Here is a 20,173-nt window from a genome sequence, read left to right on the forward strand (position 1 = left end):
CCACACCCGGCGCCCCCCCGCCCGCCCCCCCCCCGCCCCCCCCCAGCCACCCCCCCCCACCCAAACCCAAAAACAAAAAAGGGGGGGGGGGGGGGGGGGGGGGGGGGGGCCCCAACCCCCTGACTGGTGCGGCCGGGCTAGACCAGCTGCGGTGCGCGCGCCGCACGCGCCGCACGCGCCTCGCGGGCCGGAGCGGCGCAGGCCGGCGACTGGTTGAGCATCTCCAGGAACCGCTCGCGCAGCTGCGGCGAGGGCTCGGTGCCCAGCTCGGCCACCATCCGGGTACGGGCCGCGTGATACGTCTCGATCGCCTCCGCCTGCCGCCCGCAGCGGTACAGCGCCAGCATCAGCATCTCGGTGACCCGCTCCCGCCACGGATGCACCACGCTCATCCGCTTCAACTCCCCTATCGCCGAGGGCACTTCGCGCTCCAGGTCCAGCCACAGCTTGTCCTCGGTGGCCGCCAGATGCTCCTCGGCCAGCTGCACCGCCACCGACTGGCACAGCAGCCCGCCGGCCACTCCCTGCAACGCCGTGCCCCGCCACAGCCCCAGACTCTGCGCCAGCAGCGCGGCCGCCCCCGCCGGGTCCAGGTCCATCGCCGCCCGCGCCTTGGCCACCCCGCGCCGAAAGACGTTCATGTCCAGATCCTCCGCCGGCACCTCCAGGCTGTAGCCGGTGGAACGGCCCACCAGCGCCGGCGCGCCCGGCCCCCACTCCTGCAGGGTGCGGCGCAGCCGCGACACATGGGCCTGCAGCGCGTTCTCCACCGTCACCGGCGGCTCGTCGCCCCACAGTTCGGCATACAGCTCCTCGGCCGGCACCAGCTTGCCGCCGTTGACCAGCAGCACCGCCAGCAGCACCCGCTGATGGCCGCCCCGCACACCGTGGAAATGACCCTGAACCTCGACCCCCACCGAGCCGAGAACCTTGAACTTCACTGACTTCTCCTCCCTGCCCGTCGCCCCCGTGGTGGTGCTCCGGCGGCGGTACGGAGTGTGGTGTCCGCGTCGTTGAACGTCGCACCGGCTCCTTGAGCGCGGCTGGAGATGCGCCATGAGAGCGGCCGGGAACCGGCAGGCGCCCGGCACAGACCCGCAACATCCGCGACAGCCCCGAAACCGGGTGCCTGTTTCCGGGGGCGGGCGGGGGCGGGGCCGGGCTCGTGCGGGGGGAGGGGCCGGGCTCGTGCGGGGGGAGGGGCCGGGCTCGTGCGGGGCGCGAGAGAGGCCCGCCCGCATCTCAAGTTGTCCTCAAGTGCCCCTTGAGTCGGCTCTGTCACAGTGAGTCCTGGTGCCGCCCGCAGCCTCGCGCGACGGCGGCACCCGATACGTAATCGCTAGCGATCAAGGAGTACTTGTGAGTGACCTGACCGAACTGGCCGGCCGTTACATCGCCATCTGGAACGAGTCGGACGAGACCCGGCGCGCCGCCGCGATCTCCGGCCTGTTCACCGCGGACGCCACTTACACCGACCCGCTGGCCGACGTCCAGGGCCACGACGGCATCGGCGCCGTGATCGCCGGCGCCCGTGACCAGTTCAAGGGCTTCGACTTCAAGATCCTGGGCGAGGTCGACGCCAACCACCACATCGCCCGCTTCCAGTGGGAGCTGGTGCCCGCCGCCGGCGGCGAGAACATCGTCATCGGCTTCGACGTCGTCGCCACCGACGGCGCCGGAAAGATCAAGGGCGTCTACGGCTTCCTCGACAAGGTGCCCGCCGGCGCCTGAGCCCGGCCACGGCACGGGACTTACCGGGCGGATCCCCGCGACGTGGGGGTCTGCCCGTTTCCGTCCCCGCACCACCACCCCGCACCACCCCGCACCGCCCCGCACCGCCCCGACCTTTCCCCCAAGGAGCACCACGATGACGACGGACTCCGGGTCCGACACCAGGCTCGAACACGAGGTGACACCACCGGCAGCCGCGCAACGCGCCCCCGGCTGGGGTGCGCTGGCCATCGTGATGGTGGGCACCTTCATCACCGTCCTCGACTACTTCATCACCAACGTCGCCGTGCCCACCATCCAGGCCGACCTGGGCGCCAACCACGCCCAGTCGCAGCTGGTCATCGTCGGGTACGGCGTCGCCTTCACCGCCGGCATGATCACCGGCGGACGGCTGGGCGACCTGTACGGGCGCCGGCGCATGTTCTCGCTGGGCATGCTCGGCTTCACCATCGCCTCCGGGCTGTGCGCGATCGCGCAGAGCCCCGACGCGCTGATCGCCTACCGCGTCCTGCAGGGCGCCGCCGCCGCGCTGATGGTCCCCCAGGTCCTGGGCATCCTCGGCGTCGTCTACACCGGCGCCGCCCGCGCCCGCGCGTTCGTCGTCTACGGCCTGGTCGTCGGCCTGGCCGGGGTGTTCGGGCAGGTCATCGGCGGCGCGCTGATCTCCGTCGACGTGGCGGGCCTGGACTGGCGGACCATCTTCCTGATCAACCTGCCCGTCGGCGTCATCGCCCTGGCCCTGACCCCCCGGCTGATCCCCGAGTCCCGCAGCCCCGAGGGCGGCAGCCTCGACCTGGCCGGCGCCCTGCTGTCGACGGTGACGCTGGTGGCCGTGGTGTACTCGCTCATCCAGGGCCAGGAGGAGGACTGGCCGCTGTGGAGCTGGCTGCTGCTGGCCGCCTCGCTGCCGCTGGGCGCCGCGTTCGTCGCCCACCAGCGCCGCCGCACCCGCCAGGGGCTCAGCCCGCTGATCGACCTGGCGATCTTCAGCAGCCGCACCTTCTCGGTGGGCCTGGCCGGCATGCTCTCCTACTTCCTGGCCATGGGCTCGTTCTTCTTCCTCCTCGCGCTCTACCTGCAACAGGGCCGCGGCCTGAGCCCGGCCGAGGCCGGCTGGGTCTTTCTGACCCTGGGCGGCGGCTACTTCGGCTCCTCGATGCTGTCCACCAAACTCGCCGCGCGGCTGGGCCACCGGCTGTACTCGGCCGGACCGCTCACCCTGGCGGTCGGCTACGTGCTGACCGGGCTGACCGCGAACTGGCTGGGCAGCGACGGCTCCATCTTCTGGATCATCCCCCCGCTGGTCCTGGCCGGCATCGGGATGGGCATGACCACCGGCCCGCTGACCGGCGCCGTCCTCGCGGGCGCCGACCCACAGCACGCCGCCGCCGCCTCGGGCACCGCCAACACCGTCCAGGAGGGCGGCGTCGCCATCGGCGTGGCCCTGGTCGGCGCCGTGTTCTTCCCCGCACTGGAGGACTCCCCCGGCGACTACCCGCACGCCTTCGGCATGGGACTGATCCCCCTGGTCGCCTGCTGCCTCGCCGCCGGCGTCATCGTGCGCTTCATGCGCCCGCGCGCCCAGCGCTAGACCCACCCGCCCCTCTTCGACTCCCGTGCCGCACACCAGGGCCGGGCCGGCGCACCACGCCGGCCCGGCCCTTTCCCATGCCCGCCCCCTCTGCCCCTCCCGCCCGCCTCTTTCGCCTCTCCCGCCCCGCACACCCCTCCTGTCCGCTGGTCCGCCTGTCCGCAAATGAGGGGTGAGTGGCCGGTCAGCGACGTGTCAGGGCCCGGTGCTTGGCTGGCCGCCCATACGCCGGCGCACGCCGCCGGCCCGTAACTCCGGATCGGTCACCACATGTCTGACACCCACATATCCGCCGGGCAGCTGCGCGAGCTGCCCGCCCACGAGATCAGGGAAGAGATCGAGGCCCTGGTCGAGGAGCTGTTCAAGGACGCCCTGCTGATGGACGCCGACGAGGAACTCCCCCTCGCCGTCAGCTACTTCGACCTGGGGCTCACCTCGCTGCGGCTGACCCGCATCAAGCAGCAGCTGGAGGACCTGCTCGAGCTGTCCATCAACACCAACGTGCTGTTCAACGAACCCACCGTCGAACAGCTGGTCTTCTACCTGACCGACCTGCTCGCCGGCGCCTCCCCGGCCCAGCTGCCCGCCCAGTAACCGAACACCGGAGACAAGGAGCCGCGGACATGTCGCGCGACACCCGCCCCGTCACCACCCCGGCCGCGGCCGGCACATCCTCCGAGCCCGTCGCGATCGTCGGGGCGGGCCTGCGCTTCCCCGGCGGCAGCGAATCCCTCGACGCCTTCGAGACGTTCTTGCGCACCGGCAGCTCCGGCATCACCCCGCTGCCCACCGACCGCTGGGACGCCGCCGCCTTCACCCCCCAGGGCCCCGACGACAAGGGCAAGATACGCGCCACGGCCGGCGGCTACCTGGACCGGATCGACCTGTTCGACGCGGGCTTCTTCAACATCTCCCCCAAGGAAGCCCAGTACATCGACCCCCAGCAGCGGATGCTCCTGGAGACCGCCTGGCAGGCACTGGAACACGCCAACATCGACCCCACCGCGCTGCGCCGCTCCAACGGCGGCGTCTACATCGGCGCCAGCTCCGTCGACTACGCCCTGGAACTGGACAGCCTGGACTACGAGCAGCTCGACGGGCACCTGGCCTCCGGCATCACCCTCTTCCCGCTGGCCGGCCGGCTCTCCTACTTCCTGGGCTGGCGCGGCCCCAGCATCAGCGTCGACACCGCCTGCTCCTCCTCGCTGGCCGCCCTGCACATGGCGGTGAGCGCGCTGCGCCGCGGCGAATGCGACATCGCCCTGGGCGGCGGCGTCAACGCCCTGCACAACCCGCGCATCCCGGTGATGTTCTCCAACGCCCAGATGCTCGCCCCCGACGGCCAGTGCAAGACCTTCGACGAATCCGCCGACGGCTACGCCCGCGCCGAGGGCTGCGGCGTCCTGGTCCTCAAACGCCTGGCCGACGCCACCCGCGACGGCGACGACGTGATCGCCGTCATCCGCGGCACCGCGGTCGGCCAGGACGGCGACAGCGCCGGCCTGACCGTGCCCAACGGCCCCGCCCAAGAACGCGTCCTCAAACTCGCCCTGGCCGACGCCGGCCTCACCTCCGGCGACATCAGCTACGTCGAGGCACACGGCACCGGCACCCCGCTGGGCGACCCCATCGAGATCGGCGCCATCAGCAACGTCTTCGCCGACTCCCACACCCCCGAGGACCCGCTGCTGGTCGGCTCCGTCAAGACCAACCTGGGCCACATGGAACCGGCCTCCGGACTGGTCGGCGTCATCAAGGCGATGCTGCAGATCCGCACCGCCACCATCTACCCGCACCTCAACTTCACCACCCCCTCCCAGCGCATCCCCTGGGAGGTCTACCCCGTCCGCATCCCCACCGCCTGCGAACCCTGGAAGGCCCCGGTGCGCCGGGCCGCCGTCAACAGCTTCGGCTTCGCCGGCACCATCAGCGCCGTCGTCCTCGAACAACCCCCCACCCCCACCGGCGACGGCGGCCGTGACGGCGACGGCGCGGGCCAACAGGCCGCGGCCGCCCCGGTGTTCACGCTGTCCGCCAAGAGCAGCGCCGCCCTGCGCGCCCAGGCCCAGGCCTACCGCGACCACGCCGAGCGCCACCCCGACCTGGACGTGACCGCCCTGGCCTACACCGCCAACACCGGCCGCGCCCACTTCACCCACCGCGTCGCCGCCCCCGTCACCGACCGCGCCGGCCTGCTCGACCTGCTCGATGCCGCCCGCCGCCCCGACCACGACGTCGAACCCTCCGGCATCCGCAAGGTCGCCTTCATGTTCACCGGGCAGGGCGCCCAGTACGCCGGCATGGGCGCCGCCCCCTACGCCCGCCTGCCCCTGTTCCGCCAGACCGTCGACGCATGCGACCGGCTCTTCGCCCCCCACCTGGAGCACTCGGTCCGCGACCTGCTGCTGGGCACCGCCCAGGACCCGCAGGCCATCGACCAGACCCTCTACACCCAGGCCACCTTGTTCACCCTGGAATACGCGCTGGCCCGCCAGTGGATGGCCTGGGGCATCAAGCCCAACGTGCTGATCGGGCACAGCATCGGCGAGGTCGTGGCCGCCACCGTCGCCGGACTCTTCTCGCTGCCCGACGCGATCACCCTGGTCGCCGCCCGCGCCCGCCTGATGCAGTCGGTGACCACCCCCGGCTCCATGGCCTCCGTCGCCGCCCCCGCCGAACAGGTCCAGCCGCTGCTGCAGGACCACCCCGACGTGGCCGTCGCCGCGATCAACGGCCCCCAGCAGTGCGTCATCTCCGGCGCCGACGCCCCGCTGGCCCAGATCAGCGCCCGCCTGATGCAGGACGGCATCCGCGTCCAGCCCCTGTCGGTCTCCCACGCCTTCCACTCCCCGCTGATGGCCGAGGTGTTCGACGAGTTCCGCACCGCGCTGGCCTCCATCACCTTCCGCGAACCGACCATCTCCCTGGTCTCCAACCTCACCGGCAAGGTCGCCCGGATGCGGGAGATCGCCACCGCCGAATACTGGGTCCGGCACATCGGCGAACCCGTCCGCTTCATGGCCGGCATGCGCGCCGTCGCCAAACGCGGCCGGCACGCCTTCATCGAGATGGGCCCCTCGGCCATGCTGTGCGCGCTGGGCAAACAGAGCGTCAGCGCCGCCGACCACCTGTGGCTGCCCAGCCTGCGCCGCAACGACACCGACGGCGCCGCCACCCTGCGCGCCCTGGCCGACTTCTACGCCGCCGGGCTCCCCGTCGACTGGCACGCCTACCACGGCGGATCACGCCCGCCCCGCCTGCAGCTGCCCACCTACGCCTTCCAGCGCAAGCCCTACTGGCTGCCCGTCAACCCCTCCCGCGCCTCCCGCACCGCAGGCGGCCCCGCCCACCACCCGCTGCTGGGCCTGGAGGAGAACAACCCGGAGGAGAACGGCAGCGAACTGCCCGCCGGCATCCGGGAGTTCCGTGCCGAACTCGGCCCGGAACAGCTCGGCGAGATCGCCGGCCACCAGACCGGCCACCAGCCCTGCCTGCCCCCGGCCGCCTGGGCCGACCTGCTGCTGGCCCTGCAGGACGCGGTGTTCGGCCACACCCGCGCCGCCGTCACCCAACTGCGGCTGCCCCAGCCCCTGCCGCTGCCCGCCGACCGCCGCATCCGGCTGACCACCCGCCTGCACCCCACCGGCCCCGACGCCGCGGACGTCGAGATCACCGCCACCCTCACCCGCCCCGCCGCCCGCGACAGCCAGGAGCCACAAGACGCGCCGCAGGACGGGGGCGAGGAGGTGCTGACCCTGCTCACCGCCCGCATCACCCCCGATGCCCCCGGCGCCGCCGACGCAGCCGCCGCCCACGAACTGCGCGCCCTGGCCGCCGCCCCCGGCCCCGTCCTGGAACAGGCCGACGCCGAGGACCTGGCCTGCGACCTGGCCGCCGTCGGCCGCGGCCTGGGCGAGCTGCCCACCCGGCTGCTGGGCGCCGCCCGCCACCCCGGCGGCGTGATCACCGGCGACCTGGCCGGCGCCCCGGCCACCGCCGTGGAACAGCTGCCCGCCGCGCTCCTGGAGAGCGCCCTGATCGGCGCCGTCGCCCTGGACGAGGACGGCCCGCTGCACGTCATGGACGGCGCCCGCAGCCTGCGCCTGTTCAAGAAGCCGCGCGGCGAGCGGCTGCGCCTGGTCGCCCGCCTCAGCCCCGAAGCACCCCAGCTGCCCGAGGGGTCCGGCAGGCTGGCCGACCTGCTGCTGCTGGAGGACGACGCGCCGGTCGCCGAGCTCCTCGGCGCCCGCCTGACCCGGCCCCACACCCCCGACGGCGGCCCGCACTTCACCCACCGCATCGACTGGCTGCGCCGCACCCTGCCCCCCGCCACCACCGGCCCGGCGGAACGGCATGTGCTGCTCGCCGGCACCCCCGCCACCGACACCGGTGCGGGCTCGCGGGAGGCCGCCGCGCTCACCGCGCTCAGCGCCCTGAGCGGCACTCAGGACACCGCAGGAGTACGGCTGAGCCGGGCCGCGGACAGCACGGCCCTCAACGCCGCGCTCGCCGAGGACCCCACCATCACCGACCTCGCCTGGTTCTGGCAGCCGGCCGCCCAACCCATGTCCGACGCCCGGCTGCGCGCCGAACTGGCCGACAACTTCCGCTCGCTGCTGGCCGCGCTGGCCGCACCCGGCCTGGCCGAGGCCCGCACCACCCCGCGGGTGTGGCTGGTGACCGAACGCGCCCAGTGGCTGCCCGGCGACCAGGCCGACGGCGACGAACAGCTCGCCGCCGCCGCCCTGTGGGGTTTTGGCCACGCGCTGCTCAACGAACACCCCAAGCTGAAGGCGACCCTCGTCGACACCGACCGCGACGGCCCGCCGGCGGCCCGCGCCCTGCTGGCCGAATGGGCCGCCCCCGAGGCCGACGAGTACCAGATCGCCTACCGCGCCGGACGCCGCCACGTGCGCCGGCTGCTGCCCGGCGACCACGCCCCCGGCCCGGCGGGCGCCTTCGAGATCCACACCGACACCGCCGAGGGCGGCAGCGGCGTACCGCACGCCGTGCCCGCCGCGCCCCGGCCCCCGCAGGACGACGAGGTGCAGATCCGCGTCAGCGCCGCCGCCCTGACGACCGCCGACCTGCCCGCACCCGCCGCCCCCGACACCCTGCCCGACACCGACACCGACACCGGCACCGGCACCGGCACGGCCGGGGCCGGGGAGCCGGTGCGCAGCCCGCTGACCACGACCGCCTGCGCCGGCACCGTCGTCGCGGCAGGCCCGCGCGCCGCGCTCGCCGTCGGCACCCGGGTCGCCGTCGCCCGCCCCGGCACCCTGGGCTCCCACCTGACCCTCCCGCAGGACGCCGTCAGCGTGCTGGAGCAGAACGAGGAGCCGGCCACGGCCGCCGCCCGCACCGCCGCCACCACCACCGGCAGCGGCAGCGGCAGCGGCAGCGGCAGCGGCAGCGCCTTGTCCGGCGCGGTGGACACCTACCGGATCGAGGAGACGGACCAGGCCCTGCGGGCCGCGGCCGCCCGCCCCGGCCCGGCCGTCGTCACCCTCGACCCCGAAGACGACACCGGAACCGGCACCGGCACCGGCACCGGCACCGGATCGGGCGGGGAGGCGGAGGAGTTCACCGTCCGCGCCGACCGCACCTACGTCATCACCGGCGGCCTGGGCGGCCTGGGCCTGGTCACCGCCCGCAAGCTGGTCGACCTGGGCGCGCGGCAGCTGGCCCTGGTCAGCCGCAGCGGACGGGCCACCGAGGAGGCCGCCGCCATCCTCGATGACCTCGCCGGCCGCGCCGAGATCTCCCTGCTCCGCGCCGACCTGGGCCAGGCCGCCGAGGTGGCGGACCTGGTCGCCGAACTGCACGCGCTAAAGCACCCGGTGGGCGGCATCGTGCACGCGGCCGGCGCCATCGGCAGCGAACTGATCTCCGCCCTTGACTGGCCGGCCATCGAACAGCAGCTGGCGCCCAAGGTGTATGGCGGGTGGCTGCTGCACGAGGCCGCCGCCTCCTTTGCCGAGCTGGACTTCTTCACCGTGTACTCCTCCATCGCACCGGTGGCCGGCGCCCGCGGCGCGGTGGGCCAGGCGCACTACGCGGCCGCCTTCTCCTTCCTGGACGCGCTGGCCCACTGGCGCACCCGCCGCGCGCTGCCCGCGCTCAGCGTCAACTGGGGCTCCTGGGGCCGGGTCGGGGTCTCCGCCCGCCTGGACGCCTCCTACATCCGCGAGATCGAACGCAGCGGCGTCCGCCTCTTCTCGCCCGCCTGGGGCCTGCGCGCCCTGCACCGGCTGTGGCAGCGCCCGCAGACGGCCCAGCGGGTGGTGAACGTCTTCGACTGGCCCCAGTTCACCGCCCGGCTGCCGCTGCCCAACGCCCTGTTCGAACGGGTCGCGGGCCCGGGCAGCGCGGACGGCGGGGAGACGGGCACCGACCTGGCCGACCTGCTGTCCCGCCCCAAGCCCGAGCGGCTGAAGCTGATCGGGCGCACGGTGGGCGAACGGGTCGCCGCCGTCCTGCACTTCGCCTCGGCCGACGAGGTCGAGCCGGGCGCCGACTTCGTCACCCTGGGCCTGGACTCGGTCATGGGCATGGACGTCAAGTCCGCCCTGGAGGCCGACTTCGGCCTCAACCTGCCCGCCTCGCTGACCTTCGACCACCCCTCGGTGGGCCAGATCACCGCGTTCCTGGACGGCCAGCTCACCCAGGACGCCGGATGACGCCCCCACCCCAGCGCCGTACAGAAGGCGATGTGACGACGTGAACCACACCACCCACCCTGCACCCACCCCACCCGCCCAGGCCGCCCAGGCCGCCGAAGCCGCCGGGGGGCGGGCCGGCTGGACGCTGGCCCGGGCCTGTGCCCGCAACGCCGCCGAACGGCCCGAACACACCGCGCTGATCTGCGAGGACCGCCGCACCAGCTATCTGCGCCTGCACCGCGACAGCAACCGGGCCGCGCACGCCCTGAGGGCGGCGGGCATCGGCCGCGGCAGCCGGGTGGCCTACCTGGGCCGCGAGTCGGAGCACTACTACCTGACCATCCTGGCCTGCGCCAAGGCCGGCGCGGTGATCGTGCCGGTGAACTGGCGGCTGACCGCGGCCGAGGTGGAGCACATCCTGACCGACTCCGGTGCCGAACTCCTCTTCCTGGACCAGGAGTTCGCCGCCACCGCCGACCAGATCACCGCCGGCGCCGGGCTGCCCGCCCTGCGCCACGTGGTGCGCCTGGACGGCACCGCACCCGACGGCAGCCCGGACCGCGGGGCGGGCCTGGCCGCCTGGTCCGCCGCCTTCGCCGACCACGCCCCGGACCCGGGCACCGGCCCCGACGACGCGGTCCTGCAGATCTACACCAGCGGCACCACCGGCCTGCCCAAGGGCGTGGTCATCGCCCACCGCACCTTCTTCACGCTGCCGGCCGCGATGCGCGAACAGGACATCGACGGCGACGACTGGATCGACTGGCGCGCCGACGACATCAGCCTGATCTCGCTGCCCGGCTTCGGCATCGCGGGCATCGGCTGGTTCCTGCACGGCTTCACCGCCGGCGCCACCCATGTGGTGCTGCCGATGTACTCGGCGAGCGAGGCGGTGCGCCTGATCCGCGCCTACGGCGTCACCATCACCTTCGTGGCGCCCGCGATGCTGCAGATGATGCTGGAGGAACGCGGCGTCACCCCGCAGACCTTCGCCTCCCTGCGCAAGATCGCCTACGGTGCGGCGCCGATCTCCCAGAAGCTGCTGCTGCGCAGCCTGGACATGTTCGGCTGCCAGCTCGCCCAGATCTACGCCAGCACCGAGGCGGGCTCGGTGGCCGTGTGCCTGCCGCCCTCCGTGCACCGGGCGGGCAGCGAACTGCTCAAGGCGGCGGGGCTGCCCTGCCCCGGCAACGAGCTCAAGATCGTGGACCGGGAGGGCACCGAGCTGCCCGCCGGGCAGATCGGCCAGGTCTGCATCCGCACCCCCGCCCACATGCTCGGCTACTGGAACAACCCGCGCGCCACCGAACAGGCCCTGGTGGACGGCTGGCTGCACATGGGGGATGCCGGCTACCTGGACGAGGCGGGCCATCTGTTCCTGTGCGACCGGATCAACGACACGATCATCGTGGCCGGGCAGAACATCTACCCCGCCGAGGTGGAAAAGCAGCTCGCCGAGCACCCCGCGGTCGCCGACGCGGCCGTGGTGGGGGTGCCCGACGAGCACTGGGGCGAGGCGGTGCACGCCGCCGTGGTGCTGCGCGAGGGCGCCGCCGCCCGCCCCCGCGACCTGCTGCTGTTCCTGCACGGACGGCTGGCCGACTACAAGATCCCCGTCCGCTACCACGTGCTGGACGCCCTGCCCCGCAACCCCTCGGGCAAGATCCTGCGCCGCCAGGTGCGCGAACACCTCGCCGCGCAGCAGCAGACCGCACCGGCCTGACCCGCTCTGCGCCTGCCGCCGCCCGGCGGCGGGCGCGCCCCCCCCTCTTTTGGGCCGCGGTGTGCTGCCGCGGCCCATCCGACCTCGAACGGAGTGCGATCCATGGGCACCTCACCGGGCCCTGCGTCCGTCGGCGTTCTGCTGCCGACCCGGGAGCAGGCCATCAACGGCACCTATGCGGCAGCCCCGCTGCTCGACTTCGCCCGCCAGGCCGAAGACCTCGGCTTCGACTCGCTGTGGGCGGGCGACTCGCTGACCGCCCGCCCCCGCCTGGACCCCCTGGTGGTGCTGTCCGCCGCGGGCGCGGTCACCCGCCGCGTCACCCTGGGCACCGCCGCCCTCACCCCGGCCCTGCGCCACCCGCTGACCGGCGCCCACCAGGTGGCCAGCCTGGACCACGTCACCGGCGCCCGGCTCGCGCTCGGCCTGGGCTCGGGCTTCCCGATGCCCGAGACCGAGGAGGAGTTCGCCGCCGTCGGCGCCTCCTTCAAGGGCCGCGCCGGACGCCTGGACGAACTCACCGCCCTGTGGCGCACCGCCTGGCGCGCCGGCGAGGCAGGCGCCGCCCGCGACTTCGAGGGACGCCACTGGCAGGCCCAGGGCCTGGACCGGCTGCCCGCCCCGCAGCGTCCGGGCGGCCCGCCGCTGTGGCTGGCCGGCAGCGACACCCCCAGGGTCCTTGAGCGGGTGGCCGCCCACTACGACGGCTGGATGCCCTTCCTGCCCAGCGCGGCAGCCTACGGCGCCGCCTGGCAGAAGATCGGCGAACTGGCCGCGGCGGCCGGCCGGCCCGACGGGGCGATCACCCCGGCGCTGTATGCCACCATCACCGTCAACCCGGACCCGGACGCCGCCCGCGCCGAGCTCGAGCACTACATCGAGCACTACTACGGGCGCACCCTGGAGCAGATGGCCACCGTGCAGGCCTACGCCTGGGGCAGCGCGGAAAGCTGCGCCGACGCGCTGGCCGCCTACGTCCGCGCCGGCGCCCGCCACCTGATCGTCCGGATCGGGTCGCTGACCCCCCAGCCGCAGCTGCAGCAGATCGCCGATGTGGTGCTGCCCCGTATCAAGGAGATGACCCAGTGAGCGACTACGGGCAGGACATGTCGACGGCCGGCTCCTGGTTCCACCCCGTCGAGCCCGACCCCGACGCCGCCATCCGCCTCTTCCTGCTGCCCCACGCCGGCAGCGGCGCCATCATCTACCGCGACTGGCCCCGCCTGCTGCCCCCCGACATCACCGCCCAGGCCGTCACCCTGCCCGGCCGCCACAACCGGCGCGAGGAAGAAACCTATGAGGACTTCGAGCCGCTGCTGGACGCCCTGTACGAGGCGGTCCTGGACGAGCTGGACGACGAGCGGCCCTTCGCGATCTTCGGGCACTGCCTGGGCGCCCAGCTCGGCTTCCGCGTCGCCGTGCGGCTGCGCGAGGAGGGCGAGCGCCAGCCCCTGATGCTGGGCATGTCCGGCTGGTCGCCGATCGGGTTCTTCAAGCCGACCGAGGAACAAAGCCGCATGCCCGACGACGAGATGCTCCAGTGGATCAAGAAGCTGGGCTCGTTCCCCGCCGAGGTCTACGACAACCCCGACATGCTCGCCCTGATCGTGCCCGCACTCCGCGCCGACCTGCGCGTCTCGGCCCAGTACGAGGACGACGGGGCCGGCGTGTCCTGCCCGCTGGCCTCCTACGGCGGCGACAGCGACCCACTGCAGGAGGCCCCCGACGCGATGACCCACTGGGCCGGCCGCAGCCCGCACTACCTGGGCCACCGCGGCTTTTCCGGCGGCCACTTCTACATCGACAACCACGCGCTCGCCGTCACCGCGGACTTCTCCCGCCACCTCAGGCGCCTGGCCGCCCAGCCCACCCCCTGACCGCTCGTCCTCTTCTGGCCCTGTCCCACTCCTGCCACCGGGGAGACCCCCATGCCCTTCGTCACCGCCAAGGACGGCACCCGGCTCCACTACGAGGACTGGGGGGCGGGCCGGCCGGTCGTCCTTCTGGCCTCGGCCACCATGAACTCCCGCATGTGGGAGTTCCAGGCCCCCTACCTCGCCGCCCGCGGGCTGCGCTGCATCCTGCCCGACCGGCGCGGCTTCGGCCGCTCGGACCGGCCCTGGCAGGGCTACGACTACGACACCCTGGCCGACGACCTGGCCGCCCTCATCGACCACCTGGACCTGGAGGGGATCACCCTGGTCGGCTACGCGATGGGCGGCGGCGAGGCGGTGCGCTACCTGGCCCGGCACGGCTCGCGGCGCATCGCCCGCCTGGCCCTGGTCTGCGCCACCACCCCCTACCTGCTGCACGCGCAGGACAACCCCGCCGGCATCGACGCATCCGTCCTGGACCAGATCACGACGGCGATGACCGCGGACCGCGCCGGATACGTCGACCAGATCGCCGCCCCGTTCTTCGGCGGCCCCCAGGCCACCTCCACCGACGCCCTGAACCTGTCCGCGCCGCTGGTCAACTGGCTGACCCAGCAGGCCCTGGACAGCTCGCCGCGCGCCACCGTCGAGATCACCCGCACCCTGTTCACCGAGGACCTGCGCAAGGACGTGCGCGCCGTCGACGTCCAGACGCTGATCGTGCACGGCGACCAGGACCCCAGCGCCCCCCTGGAGCTGTGCGCCCGGGCCACCGCCGGCCTCATCCAGGACAGCCGGCTCGTCGTCTACGAGGGCGCCGCGCACGGCCTGTTCGCCACCCACGCCGACCGGCTCAGCGCCCAGCTCCTCCAGTTCGCCGCCCCCTAGCCCTTCCGCCCGCCCTTCCGCCCGCACGCCGGTGACCGCGCCCGCATCCCCGCCCCGGGGGTGCGGGCGCGCCGCTGTTGAGGGGCGGCGCAACGCCTCGGCGCCGCCCCAACGGACGGTTCAATGACGGCAGTTGGGTACGTCAGTGGGGCGTCAGGGGTGTGTCAGGGGGTGCTGGCATGCTTATGGGTGTCGGAAGGGAACAGGACGGAACGCAACATCCGAACCGCCCCCCTGGACGACGAGGAGAGGTGCCCGGAGTGGTTTATCGGGGACCGGAGTTCGCTTCAGTCGGGTGCAAGCCCACGCAGGTTCGAATCCTGCCCTCTCCGCCACCATCGGGCCGTCAGAGCCCACACGCCAAGGGACCGGCCCCCACCTCAGGGGGCCGGTCCCTTGGCGTGCTGCCCTACGGGGCGGGCGGGGCGGCCGGGCCGCCCGGCGGGCCGCCCGGCCGGTCAAGGACGGTCAAGGACGGTCACAGCAGGGCGGCGGTGTCCGCCGTGGCCGTCCACCGCTGCGGGCGCGGCGAGCGCAGCAGCGCGTCCACCATGCCCTCGTCCAGCATCGTCTGGGCCGCGACGTCGACCGCGGCCTCGAAACCGAGGTCGACCAGGGCCAGGCTCACCGTGTACTGGCCGGCCACCGACCAGGTGCGAAAACTCCACTCGTCGCCGGTGCCCGCCGTGCCGTCGGGCCGCAGCACCTGCACCCGTCGCGCGCCGGGCGCGAACCCGAACTCGGTGAACCGGAAACGCAGCCCCTGCCCGATCGCCTTGCTGTAGGCCTCCTTCAGCGTCCACAGCCGCACCAGCGCCGCGTTGCGCCATCCCTCCCCCATCCGCGCCAGCAGCTCGGTCTCGTGCGGGGTGCAGATCTGGCGCTCCACCGCCGAGCCGCGCAGCCGCCGGCTGGACAGCTCCGCGTCCACGCCGATCCAGCCGCGCCGGGTGATGCCCACCACCAGCAGGTCGGCGGTGTGGCTCAGGCTGATGTCGATCTGGTCGCAGCCGCGCAGATAGGGCCGCCCGCCCGGCTTGTAGGCCAGGTCGATGTCGGCCGGGCGGGCCTCCAGGACCGCGCCGGCCGCGTACTTGAGCAGCAGCCGGGAGGCCAGAAACCGGGCGCGCACGTCCTGGTTGGTCATCTGCGCGAAACGCTGCCAGTCCCGTCCCAGCAGCGCCGGCAGCGCCGACCCGGCCCCCGCCCCCAGCCCCAGGGCCTCCTCGGCGCCCGCATCCGGGTGCGAGTGCGGGTCCTGGCCGGCGGGGGCGGGGGTGTCGGACTGCCAGTCGCTGAGCCAGTCCTCCAGGCGGGCGAAGACCACCACGCTGCCCCGTTCGGCCAGTTCACGCCGGACCGCGTGCCAGGGCCCCTGCGGGGTCACCTGCAGCGGGTCGGCCACCGCCGCCGACGAGGAGGGAGGGGCGGGTGGGGCGGGCGGGGGCGTGTCGGCCCCGGCCCACCTCACGCCGTGCTCTCCTGGTCGGCGGCGGTGGCGCGCAGCAGTTCGGTCAGCGAGCCGATGTCGGCCATCCCGCCGACCATGTCGGGCAGCGGCAGTTCGCCCAGCGCCGGGCGGCGTTCTTGCAGCCGGTCCACCAGCTCGATGAGCATCAGCGAGTCGAAGCCCAGGTCCTCATAGAGCCGGTCGTGTTCCCCGGCCGGGGGCAGCCCCGACTCCAGGGCCGCGACGACGTCGTCGGCGACCCGGTCCAGCAGCAGTTCGCTCATGGTGTCCTCCGGTAGGCGGTGTCAGCGGCGCGCGCGGTCACCGGGCGCCCAGCTCGGTGTCGTACAGGTCGAAGCTGGTGGCGTGGGTGAAGCGGCGGGTCAGCTCGGAAAAGACCTCGGCCTCGGGGCCGGGCGCGTGGGCGGGGGTGCCGATGCCCAGGCGGGTGCAGATCCGCAGCAGCGCGCTCACCAGCCAGCCCGACCCGGCCAGGAAATCGTCCTGGCCGCCGCCGTTGCCCTGCTGGTGGCGCCATACGCCCAGGCAGGCGGCGGCGGCCAGGACCAGGGTGTAGCGGTCGGCCAGGGCGTAGGTGTGCGGGTTGGCCAGGCTGTGCCGGCTCAGGGGGGCCAGTGAGCCGCAGGCCTCGCGCAGCCGGCGCAGCTCGTCGACCAGGTGGCGGGCGATGGGCCGCAGCACTCCGGTGAACTCGCCCTCGCCCTCGGCCTCCAGGGCGTGGGCGGCGGCGACCAGTTCGGCGCACAGCGGGTCGGTGCCGGCCCAGGTGCCAAGGCGGCGGAAGTCCAGGACGGGCAGGTCGGCGCGGGGCTGGAACAGGGTGGGGTGGGAGGGGGCGTCGGTCAGCCAGGAGCGGCGGGCCAGGGCGGACAGCTGGGGGCTGATGGTGGACAGCGCGGCGGCCGCCCCGGCGTGGCCCAGGCTGGTCACCGGCAGGTCCCGTACGTGTTTTTGGAAGATGCCGAACTCGCCGTCGCGGGCGTAGATGCTCGAGCCGAGCAGCACCGACAGTTCGTGCACCGCGTCGTGCAGCAGGATCGGCAGCAGGTATTTGGCGGCGGCCGCGTACACGCCGGTGATGCCCAGGCCAAGTCCGGCCGCCCGGGTGCCGGCCAGGGCCAGGCTGTCGCAGATCAGCAGGTCGGTGAAGGCGCCGGCCAGGGTGCGCCGGGCCTGCGGGTTGCGCTCCACGGGCCGGCCGCCCACCCCGCGCGAGACGGCGAAGCGCAGGGCGGTGCGCAGGGCGGTGTCGCCGCCGCCCAGCACCATCGAGGGCAGGATGGAGCGGGTGAAGGCGAAGGAGCGCAGGGCCAGGTCGACGCCGTCGCCCGCCTCGCCCAGCAGGCTGGAGGCGGGGACGGGGCAGTCGGTGAACTCCAGGCCGGAGACCGGGCAGCCGCGCATCCCCACCATCGGGTAGCGCTCCAGGTCGCGCACTGCGGAGGCGGGCAGCGCGGCCCGGTCCAGGAGCAGCGTGGAGTGGGCCTGGCTGCCGGCCTCCGGGGAGCTGCGGCACACGATGACCAGGCCGCGGGCCCGCTCGGCGTTGATGATGACCCGTTTGGCGCCGCGCAGCACGGAGGTGCCGGCGGCGGTGTCGAGGGTGAACTCGTCGCGCAGGAAGGCGTTGCCGTGCGCCAGTTCACGGTAGGAGACGGCCAGCCGGCCGCCGCCGAGCAGCAGGTCGGCGGCCCAGCGTTGCTGGGCGCGGTTGCCGCCCGCCCACACCGAGGCGCCGGCCAGTATGGAGAAGGCGCCGTATCCGGTGCCCAGGGCCTGGTCGCGGCGGAAGACGGGGCGCAGTACCCGGGCCAGGGTGTCGGCGCGTACCAGGCGGCCGCCCAGGGCGGCGGGCACGAACTCGGCGTTCAGCCCGAACGCGTCCAGGAGCTGCTCGGCCTCGGGCTGCAGGTGGCCGCGCTCGTCGGCGTCCAGGATCCCTGCGTGGCCCAGCGGGTTGCCCGGGTCCCAGGGGTCGCCGAAGCGGGCCTCCAGGTCGGCGACCCGGCCGGCCACCGCCGCCTCCGAGTTCAGGGGGTCCGCCACGCGCGGCCGCGCCGCGGGCTCCCCCTGTACGGCGAGCGTCGTCAGTGCCATCGATGAGCCACCTTCCGCCGGCAGGCCGCCCCTGCCGTGCGGCGGCCCTTGAAGCAAACCCTTGTCCGCCGAGCCTCACCAACCCTGCTGGAGGACCGCTTGAGATCTGCATGGGGGCTGGCACAGGGCGGGGGCGGAGGGGCGGGGCGGGGTTGTGGCGGGCGGGGGGGGCGGTGCGCGCGGGGTGGCTGCGGTGGGGCGGGGCGGGGTTGTGGCGGGGCGCGGGGGGGGGCGATGCGCGCGGGGTGGCTGCGGTGGGGCGGGGGTGGCTGCGGTGGGGCGGGTGAGGGTGGTGGTGGGGCTGCCGGTGGGGCGGGGGCTGCCGGTGGGGCGGCGCCGGGCGCGCCTGTTGGGCGGTGTCCGGTGGTGTCCGGGCCGGGCCGGTCTCGTCCGGGCCGCCGTGCGGGCGTGCGGGCGTGCGGGCGTGCGGGCGTGCGGGGGGGGTGGTGCCCCGGGGGGGGGTGCCGGGCCCGCCCCAGGCGGCCGGGGTGGGGTCAACTCCGGTGTGCTGCCTGCCGGTTGGCCGGTGCCCTGTCCGCCGGTGTCCGGTCTGGTCCGGGCCGCCGTGCGGGCGTGCGGCCGGGTGTTCGGTGGCGGGCCCGCCCGGGGCGGCCGGGGGCGGGCCAACTCCGCTGGGACTCCCACCGGTTGGACGGGCCGGTGCCCTGTCCGCCGGCGTCCGGTCTGGTCCGGGCCGCCGTGCGGGCGTGCGACGGGGGGCGCCCCTGTGCAGTCGTACGGCAAGAGCCGTTCGGCGGCGGGCCCGCCCCGGACGGCCGGGGCGGGGGCACGTCCGGTGGGCCGGGGCGGGGGCACGTCCGGTGGGCCGTCTGCCGGTTGGCCGGGCGCCGTGCGGCCGGGGCCCGTGCGGCCGGGGGCTTTGGTGCTGGGATTGCCCGCCCGTTCACCGGCCCTCCTCTTTTCCCGCCCCCTTCGCCATTCCGGGGTGCTTTCCGGGGATTTCTGTCCGCTCTGCCGCCTCTCTTCTCTTTCCGGTTGTGTTGTGCGGAGTGGGTGCGGGGATTCGTTTCGCGGTTGCCGGTATGCGGGAGGCGTACGCGGGTCATGTCCCGTCGCCTGAAAGGTGCTTGAGGACGGTCACATCGGCGGCGGAATTCTCCTGGGGCGCGCTCCCCGCTTTCCGCGTACCGGCTATGGTCCGAAAGTACATCCGAAAACCACCTTCGTATTGGCGCGGCCGCCCTCAAGGCCCCACCCGGCACGGGGCGTTGCACGGCATGGGCCGGTGCGGCGGCGCCGGCCGCGCCCGGCCATGACCCCAGGCCGCGGGCAAGGCGGCCCGATCCCAGGGAGAGCGATGGACGCCACCCCACCGGCCCTGCGCCTGTTCGTGTTCCACCACGCGGGCGGCTCGCACGTGCCCTACCGCCAGTGGCCCGAGCTGCTGCCCGCGCAGTGGGACGTACGGCTGCTGGACGCGCCCGGGCGCGGCCGGCTGGGCGACCTGCCGCAGTTCGACGACGCGGGCCGGCTCGCCGACTTTTTCCTGCGCCGCCTGCACGACGAACTCGAGGGCCCCTACGCCTTCTTCGGGCACAGCATGGGTGCCCTGGTCGCCTACGAGATGACGGTGCGGCTGGCCGCCCGCGGCCGTGCCCTGCCGCTGTGGCTGGGTCTGTCGGCGCGGGGTGCGCCCGGCCCGGCGGCCGCGCCCGGCCGCCACCATCACCACCTGCCCGACGCCGAGCTGCAGGCCCATCTGGAGCTGCTGGGCGGCACTCCCGACGAGGTGTTCGACGACCCCGGCCTGTGGGCGCTGTACGAGCCGCTGATCCGTGGTGACATGCGGCTGGTGGAGACCTGGCAGCCCAACCCGCGCACGCCCGCGCTGCCGGTGCCGCTGTCGGTGTTCGGGGGCAGCGAGGACACCTCGGTGCCGCCGCGGCGGCTGGCCGGCTGGGAGCAGCGCACCGACCGTTTCCTGGGTCTGCGGGTCCTGGACGGGGGCCACTTCTACTTCCTGGAGGATCCGCGGCCGCTGCTGGAGCGCATCCGCCAGGACGTGGCCCGTGCCGCCGCCGTGCACGCCGGGCCCGCCCGCACCTGACCCCCGCGCAGGCCCCGTCCCGCGCGTTGTTCTGCCGGCCGCCCGTAGCTGTTGGCCCGTCACCC

The 20,173-nt window shown here is 74.2% G+C and carries 13 protein-coding genes and 1 tRNA gene; 10 read left to right on the forward strand and 4 right to left on the reverse strand.

All coding sequences use genetic code 11. From position 1 onward, the window contains the following. Positions 1-137 precede the first annotated feature (137 nt). Positions 138-941, reverse strand: coding sequence for an AfsR/SARP family transcriptional regulator (locus ACIBKX_RS39760; protein WP_363276878.1), 804 nt, complete (start codon positions 939-941; stop codon positions 138-140). A 418-nt stretch (positions 942-1,359) separates the two neighbouring features. Here ACIBKX_RS39760 and ACIBKX_RS39765 point away from each other — a divergent pair, with 418 nt between their 5' ends. The 9 genes from ACIBKX_RS39765 to ACIBKX_RS39805 all read left to right on the forward strand — a co-directional run bounded on the left by ACIBKX_RS39765 (position 1,360) and on the right by ACIBKX_RS39805 (position 14,807). Continuing rightward, positions 1,360-1,731, forward strand: a complete 372-nt coding sequence (locus ACIBKX_RS39765; protein ID WP_363276879.1) for a nuclear transport factor 2 family protein — start codon at positions 1,360-1,362, stop codon at positions 1,729-1,731. A gap of 136 nt (positions 1,732-1,867) precedes the next feature. Beyond that, entirely contained in the window at positions 1,868-3,322 is a 1,455-nt protein-coding gene (locus ACIBKX_RS39770) for an MFS transporter (RefSeq protein WP_363276880.1), read from the forward strand. Positions 3,323-3,592: 270 nt separating this feature from the next. Next, the gene (locus ACIBKX_RS39775; protein WP_363276881.1) at positions 3,593-3,916 is read left to right on the forward strand and encodes an acyl carrier protein; all 324 of its coding nucleotides are present in this window, start codon (positions 3,593-3,595) and stop codon (positions 3,914-3,916) included. Positions 3,917-3,945: 29 nt separating this feature from the next. After that, positions 3,946-10,005, forward strand: a complete 6,060-nt coding sequence (locus ACIBKX_RS39780; protein WP_363276882.1) for an SDR family NAD(P)-dependent oxidoreductase — start codon at positions 3,946-3,948, stop codon at positions 10,003-10,005. Between the two features lie 127 nt (positions 10,006-10,132). Next, a complete protein-coding gene (locus ACIBKX_RS39785) occupies positions 10,133-11,710 on the forward strand; it encodes a long-chain-fatty-acid--CoA ligase (protein ID WP_363276902.1) in 1,578 nt (525 codons plus the stop codon). 102 nt (positions 11,711-11,812) lie between these two features. Beyond that, a complete protein-coding gene (locus ACIBKX_RS39790) occupies positions 11,813-12,799 on the forward strand; it encodes an LLM class flavin-dependent oxidoreductase (RefSeq protein WP_363276883.1) in 987 nt (328 codons plus the stop codon). Continuing rightward, positions 12,796-13,587: a thioesterase domain-containing protein gene (locus ACIBKX_RS39795; protein WP_363276884.1), complete on the forward strand. Its 792-nt coding sequence runs from the start codon at positions 12,796-12,798 to the stop codon at positions 13,585-13,587. Before ACIBKX_RS39790 ends, ACIBKX_RS39795 begins: the two co-directional genes overlap by 4 nt. A 51-nt stretch (positions 13,588-13,638) precedes the next feature. Next, the gene (locus ACIBKX_RS39800) at positions 13,639-14,472 is read left to right on the forward strand and encodes an alpha/beta hydrolase (protein ID WP_363276885.1); all 834 of its coding nucleotides are present in this window, start codon (positions 13,639-13,641) and stop codon (positions 14,470-14,472) included. 245 nt (positions 14,473-14,717) lie between these two features. Beyond that, positions 14,718-14,807 (forward strand) — tRNA-OTHER (locus ACIBKX_RS39805). 143 nt (positions 14,808-14,950) lie between these two features. On the opposite strand, the gene ACIBKX_RS39810 is transcribed toward ACIBKX_RS39805, so the two are convergent. From ACIBKX_RS39810 to ACIBKX_RS39820, 3 genes are read right to left on the reverse strand one after another with little or no spacing between them, the layout of a single operon-like run. Beyond that, positions 14,951-15,943 carry a 4'-phosphopantetheinyl transferase superfamily protein gene (locus ACIBKX_RS39810; protein WP_363276886.1) on the reverse strand — a complete coding sequence of 331 codons (993 nt, stop codon included), beginning with the start codon at positions 15,941-15,943 and terminating at the stop codon, positions 14,951-14,953. After that, complete coding sequence (locus ACIBKX_RS39815; protein WP_363276887.1) at positions 15,940-16,206, reverse strand: phosphopantetheine-binding protein; 267 nt, start codon at positions 16,204-16,206, stop codon at positions 15,940-15,942. Before ACIBKX_RS39815 ends, ACIBKX_RS39810 begins: the two co-directional genes overlap by 4 nt. Before the next feature lie 37 nt (positions 16,207-16,243). Further along, positions 16,244-18,040: an acyl-CoA dehydrogenase gene (locus ACIBKX_RS39820; RefSeq protein ID WP_363276888.1), complete on the reverse strand. Its 1,797-nt coding sequence runs from the start codon at positions 18,038-18,040 to the stop codon at positions 16,244-16,246. A 1,318-nt stretch (positions 18,041-19,358) separates the two neighbouring features. On the opposite strand from ACIBKX_RS39820, the gene ACIBKX_RS39825 reads away from it, so the two are divergent. Then, the gene (locus tag ACIBKX_RS39825; RefSeq protein WP_363276889.1) at positions 19,359-20,108 is read left to right on the forward strand and encodes an alpha/beta fold hydrolase; all 750 of its coding nucleotides are present in this window, start codon (positions 19,359-19,361) and stop codon (positions 20,106-20,108) included. Positions 20,109-20,173 lie beyond the last annotated feature (65 nt).

Origin of the sequence: Streptomyces sp. NPDC050658, from assembly GCF_044457025.1 — a bacterium.
Taxonomy (GTDB): domain Bacteria; phylum Actinomycetota; class Actinomycetes; order Streptomycetales; family Streptomycetaceae; genus Streptomyces.

Coding starts and splice junctions, on each gene's coding strand:
- ACIBKX_RS39770 (WP_363276880.1), top strand. CDS start 1,868: ATGACGACGGACTCCGGGTCCGACACCAGGCTCGAACACGAGGTGACA.
- ACIBKX_RS39800 (WP_363276885.1), top strand. CDS start 13,639: ATGCCCTTCGTCACCGCCAAGGACGGCACCCGGCTCCACTACGAGGAC.
- ACIBKX_RS39825 (WP_363276889.1), top strand. CDS start 19,359: ATGGACGCCACCCCACCGGCCCTGCGCCTGTTCGTGTTCCACCACGCG.
- ACIBKX_RS39815 (WP_363276887.1), bottom strand. CDS start 16,206: ATGAGCGAACTGCTGCTGGACCGGGTCGCCGACGACGTCGTCGCGGCC.
- ACIBKX_RS39790 (WP_363276883.1), top strand. CDS start 11,813: ATGGGCACCTCACCGGGCCCTGCGTCCGTCGGCGTTCTGCTGCCGACC.
- ACIBKX_RS39820 (WP_363276888.1), bottom strand. CDS start 18,040: ATGGCACTGACGACGCTCGCCGTACAGGGGGAGCCCGCGGCGCGGCCG.
- ACIBKX_RS39775 (WP_363276881.1), top strand. CDS start 3,593: ATGTCTGACACCCACATATCCGCCGGGCAGCTGCGCGAGCTGCCCGCC.
- ACIBKX_RS39780 (WP_363276882.1), top strand. CDS start 3,946: ATGTCGCGCGACACCCGCCCCGTCACCACCCCGGCCGCGGCCGGCACA.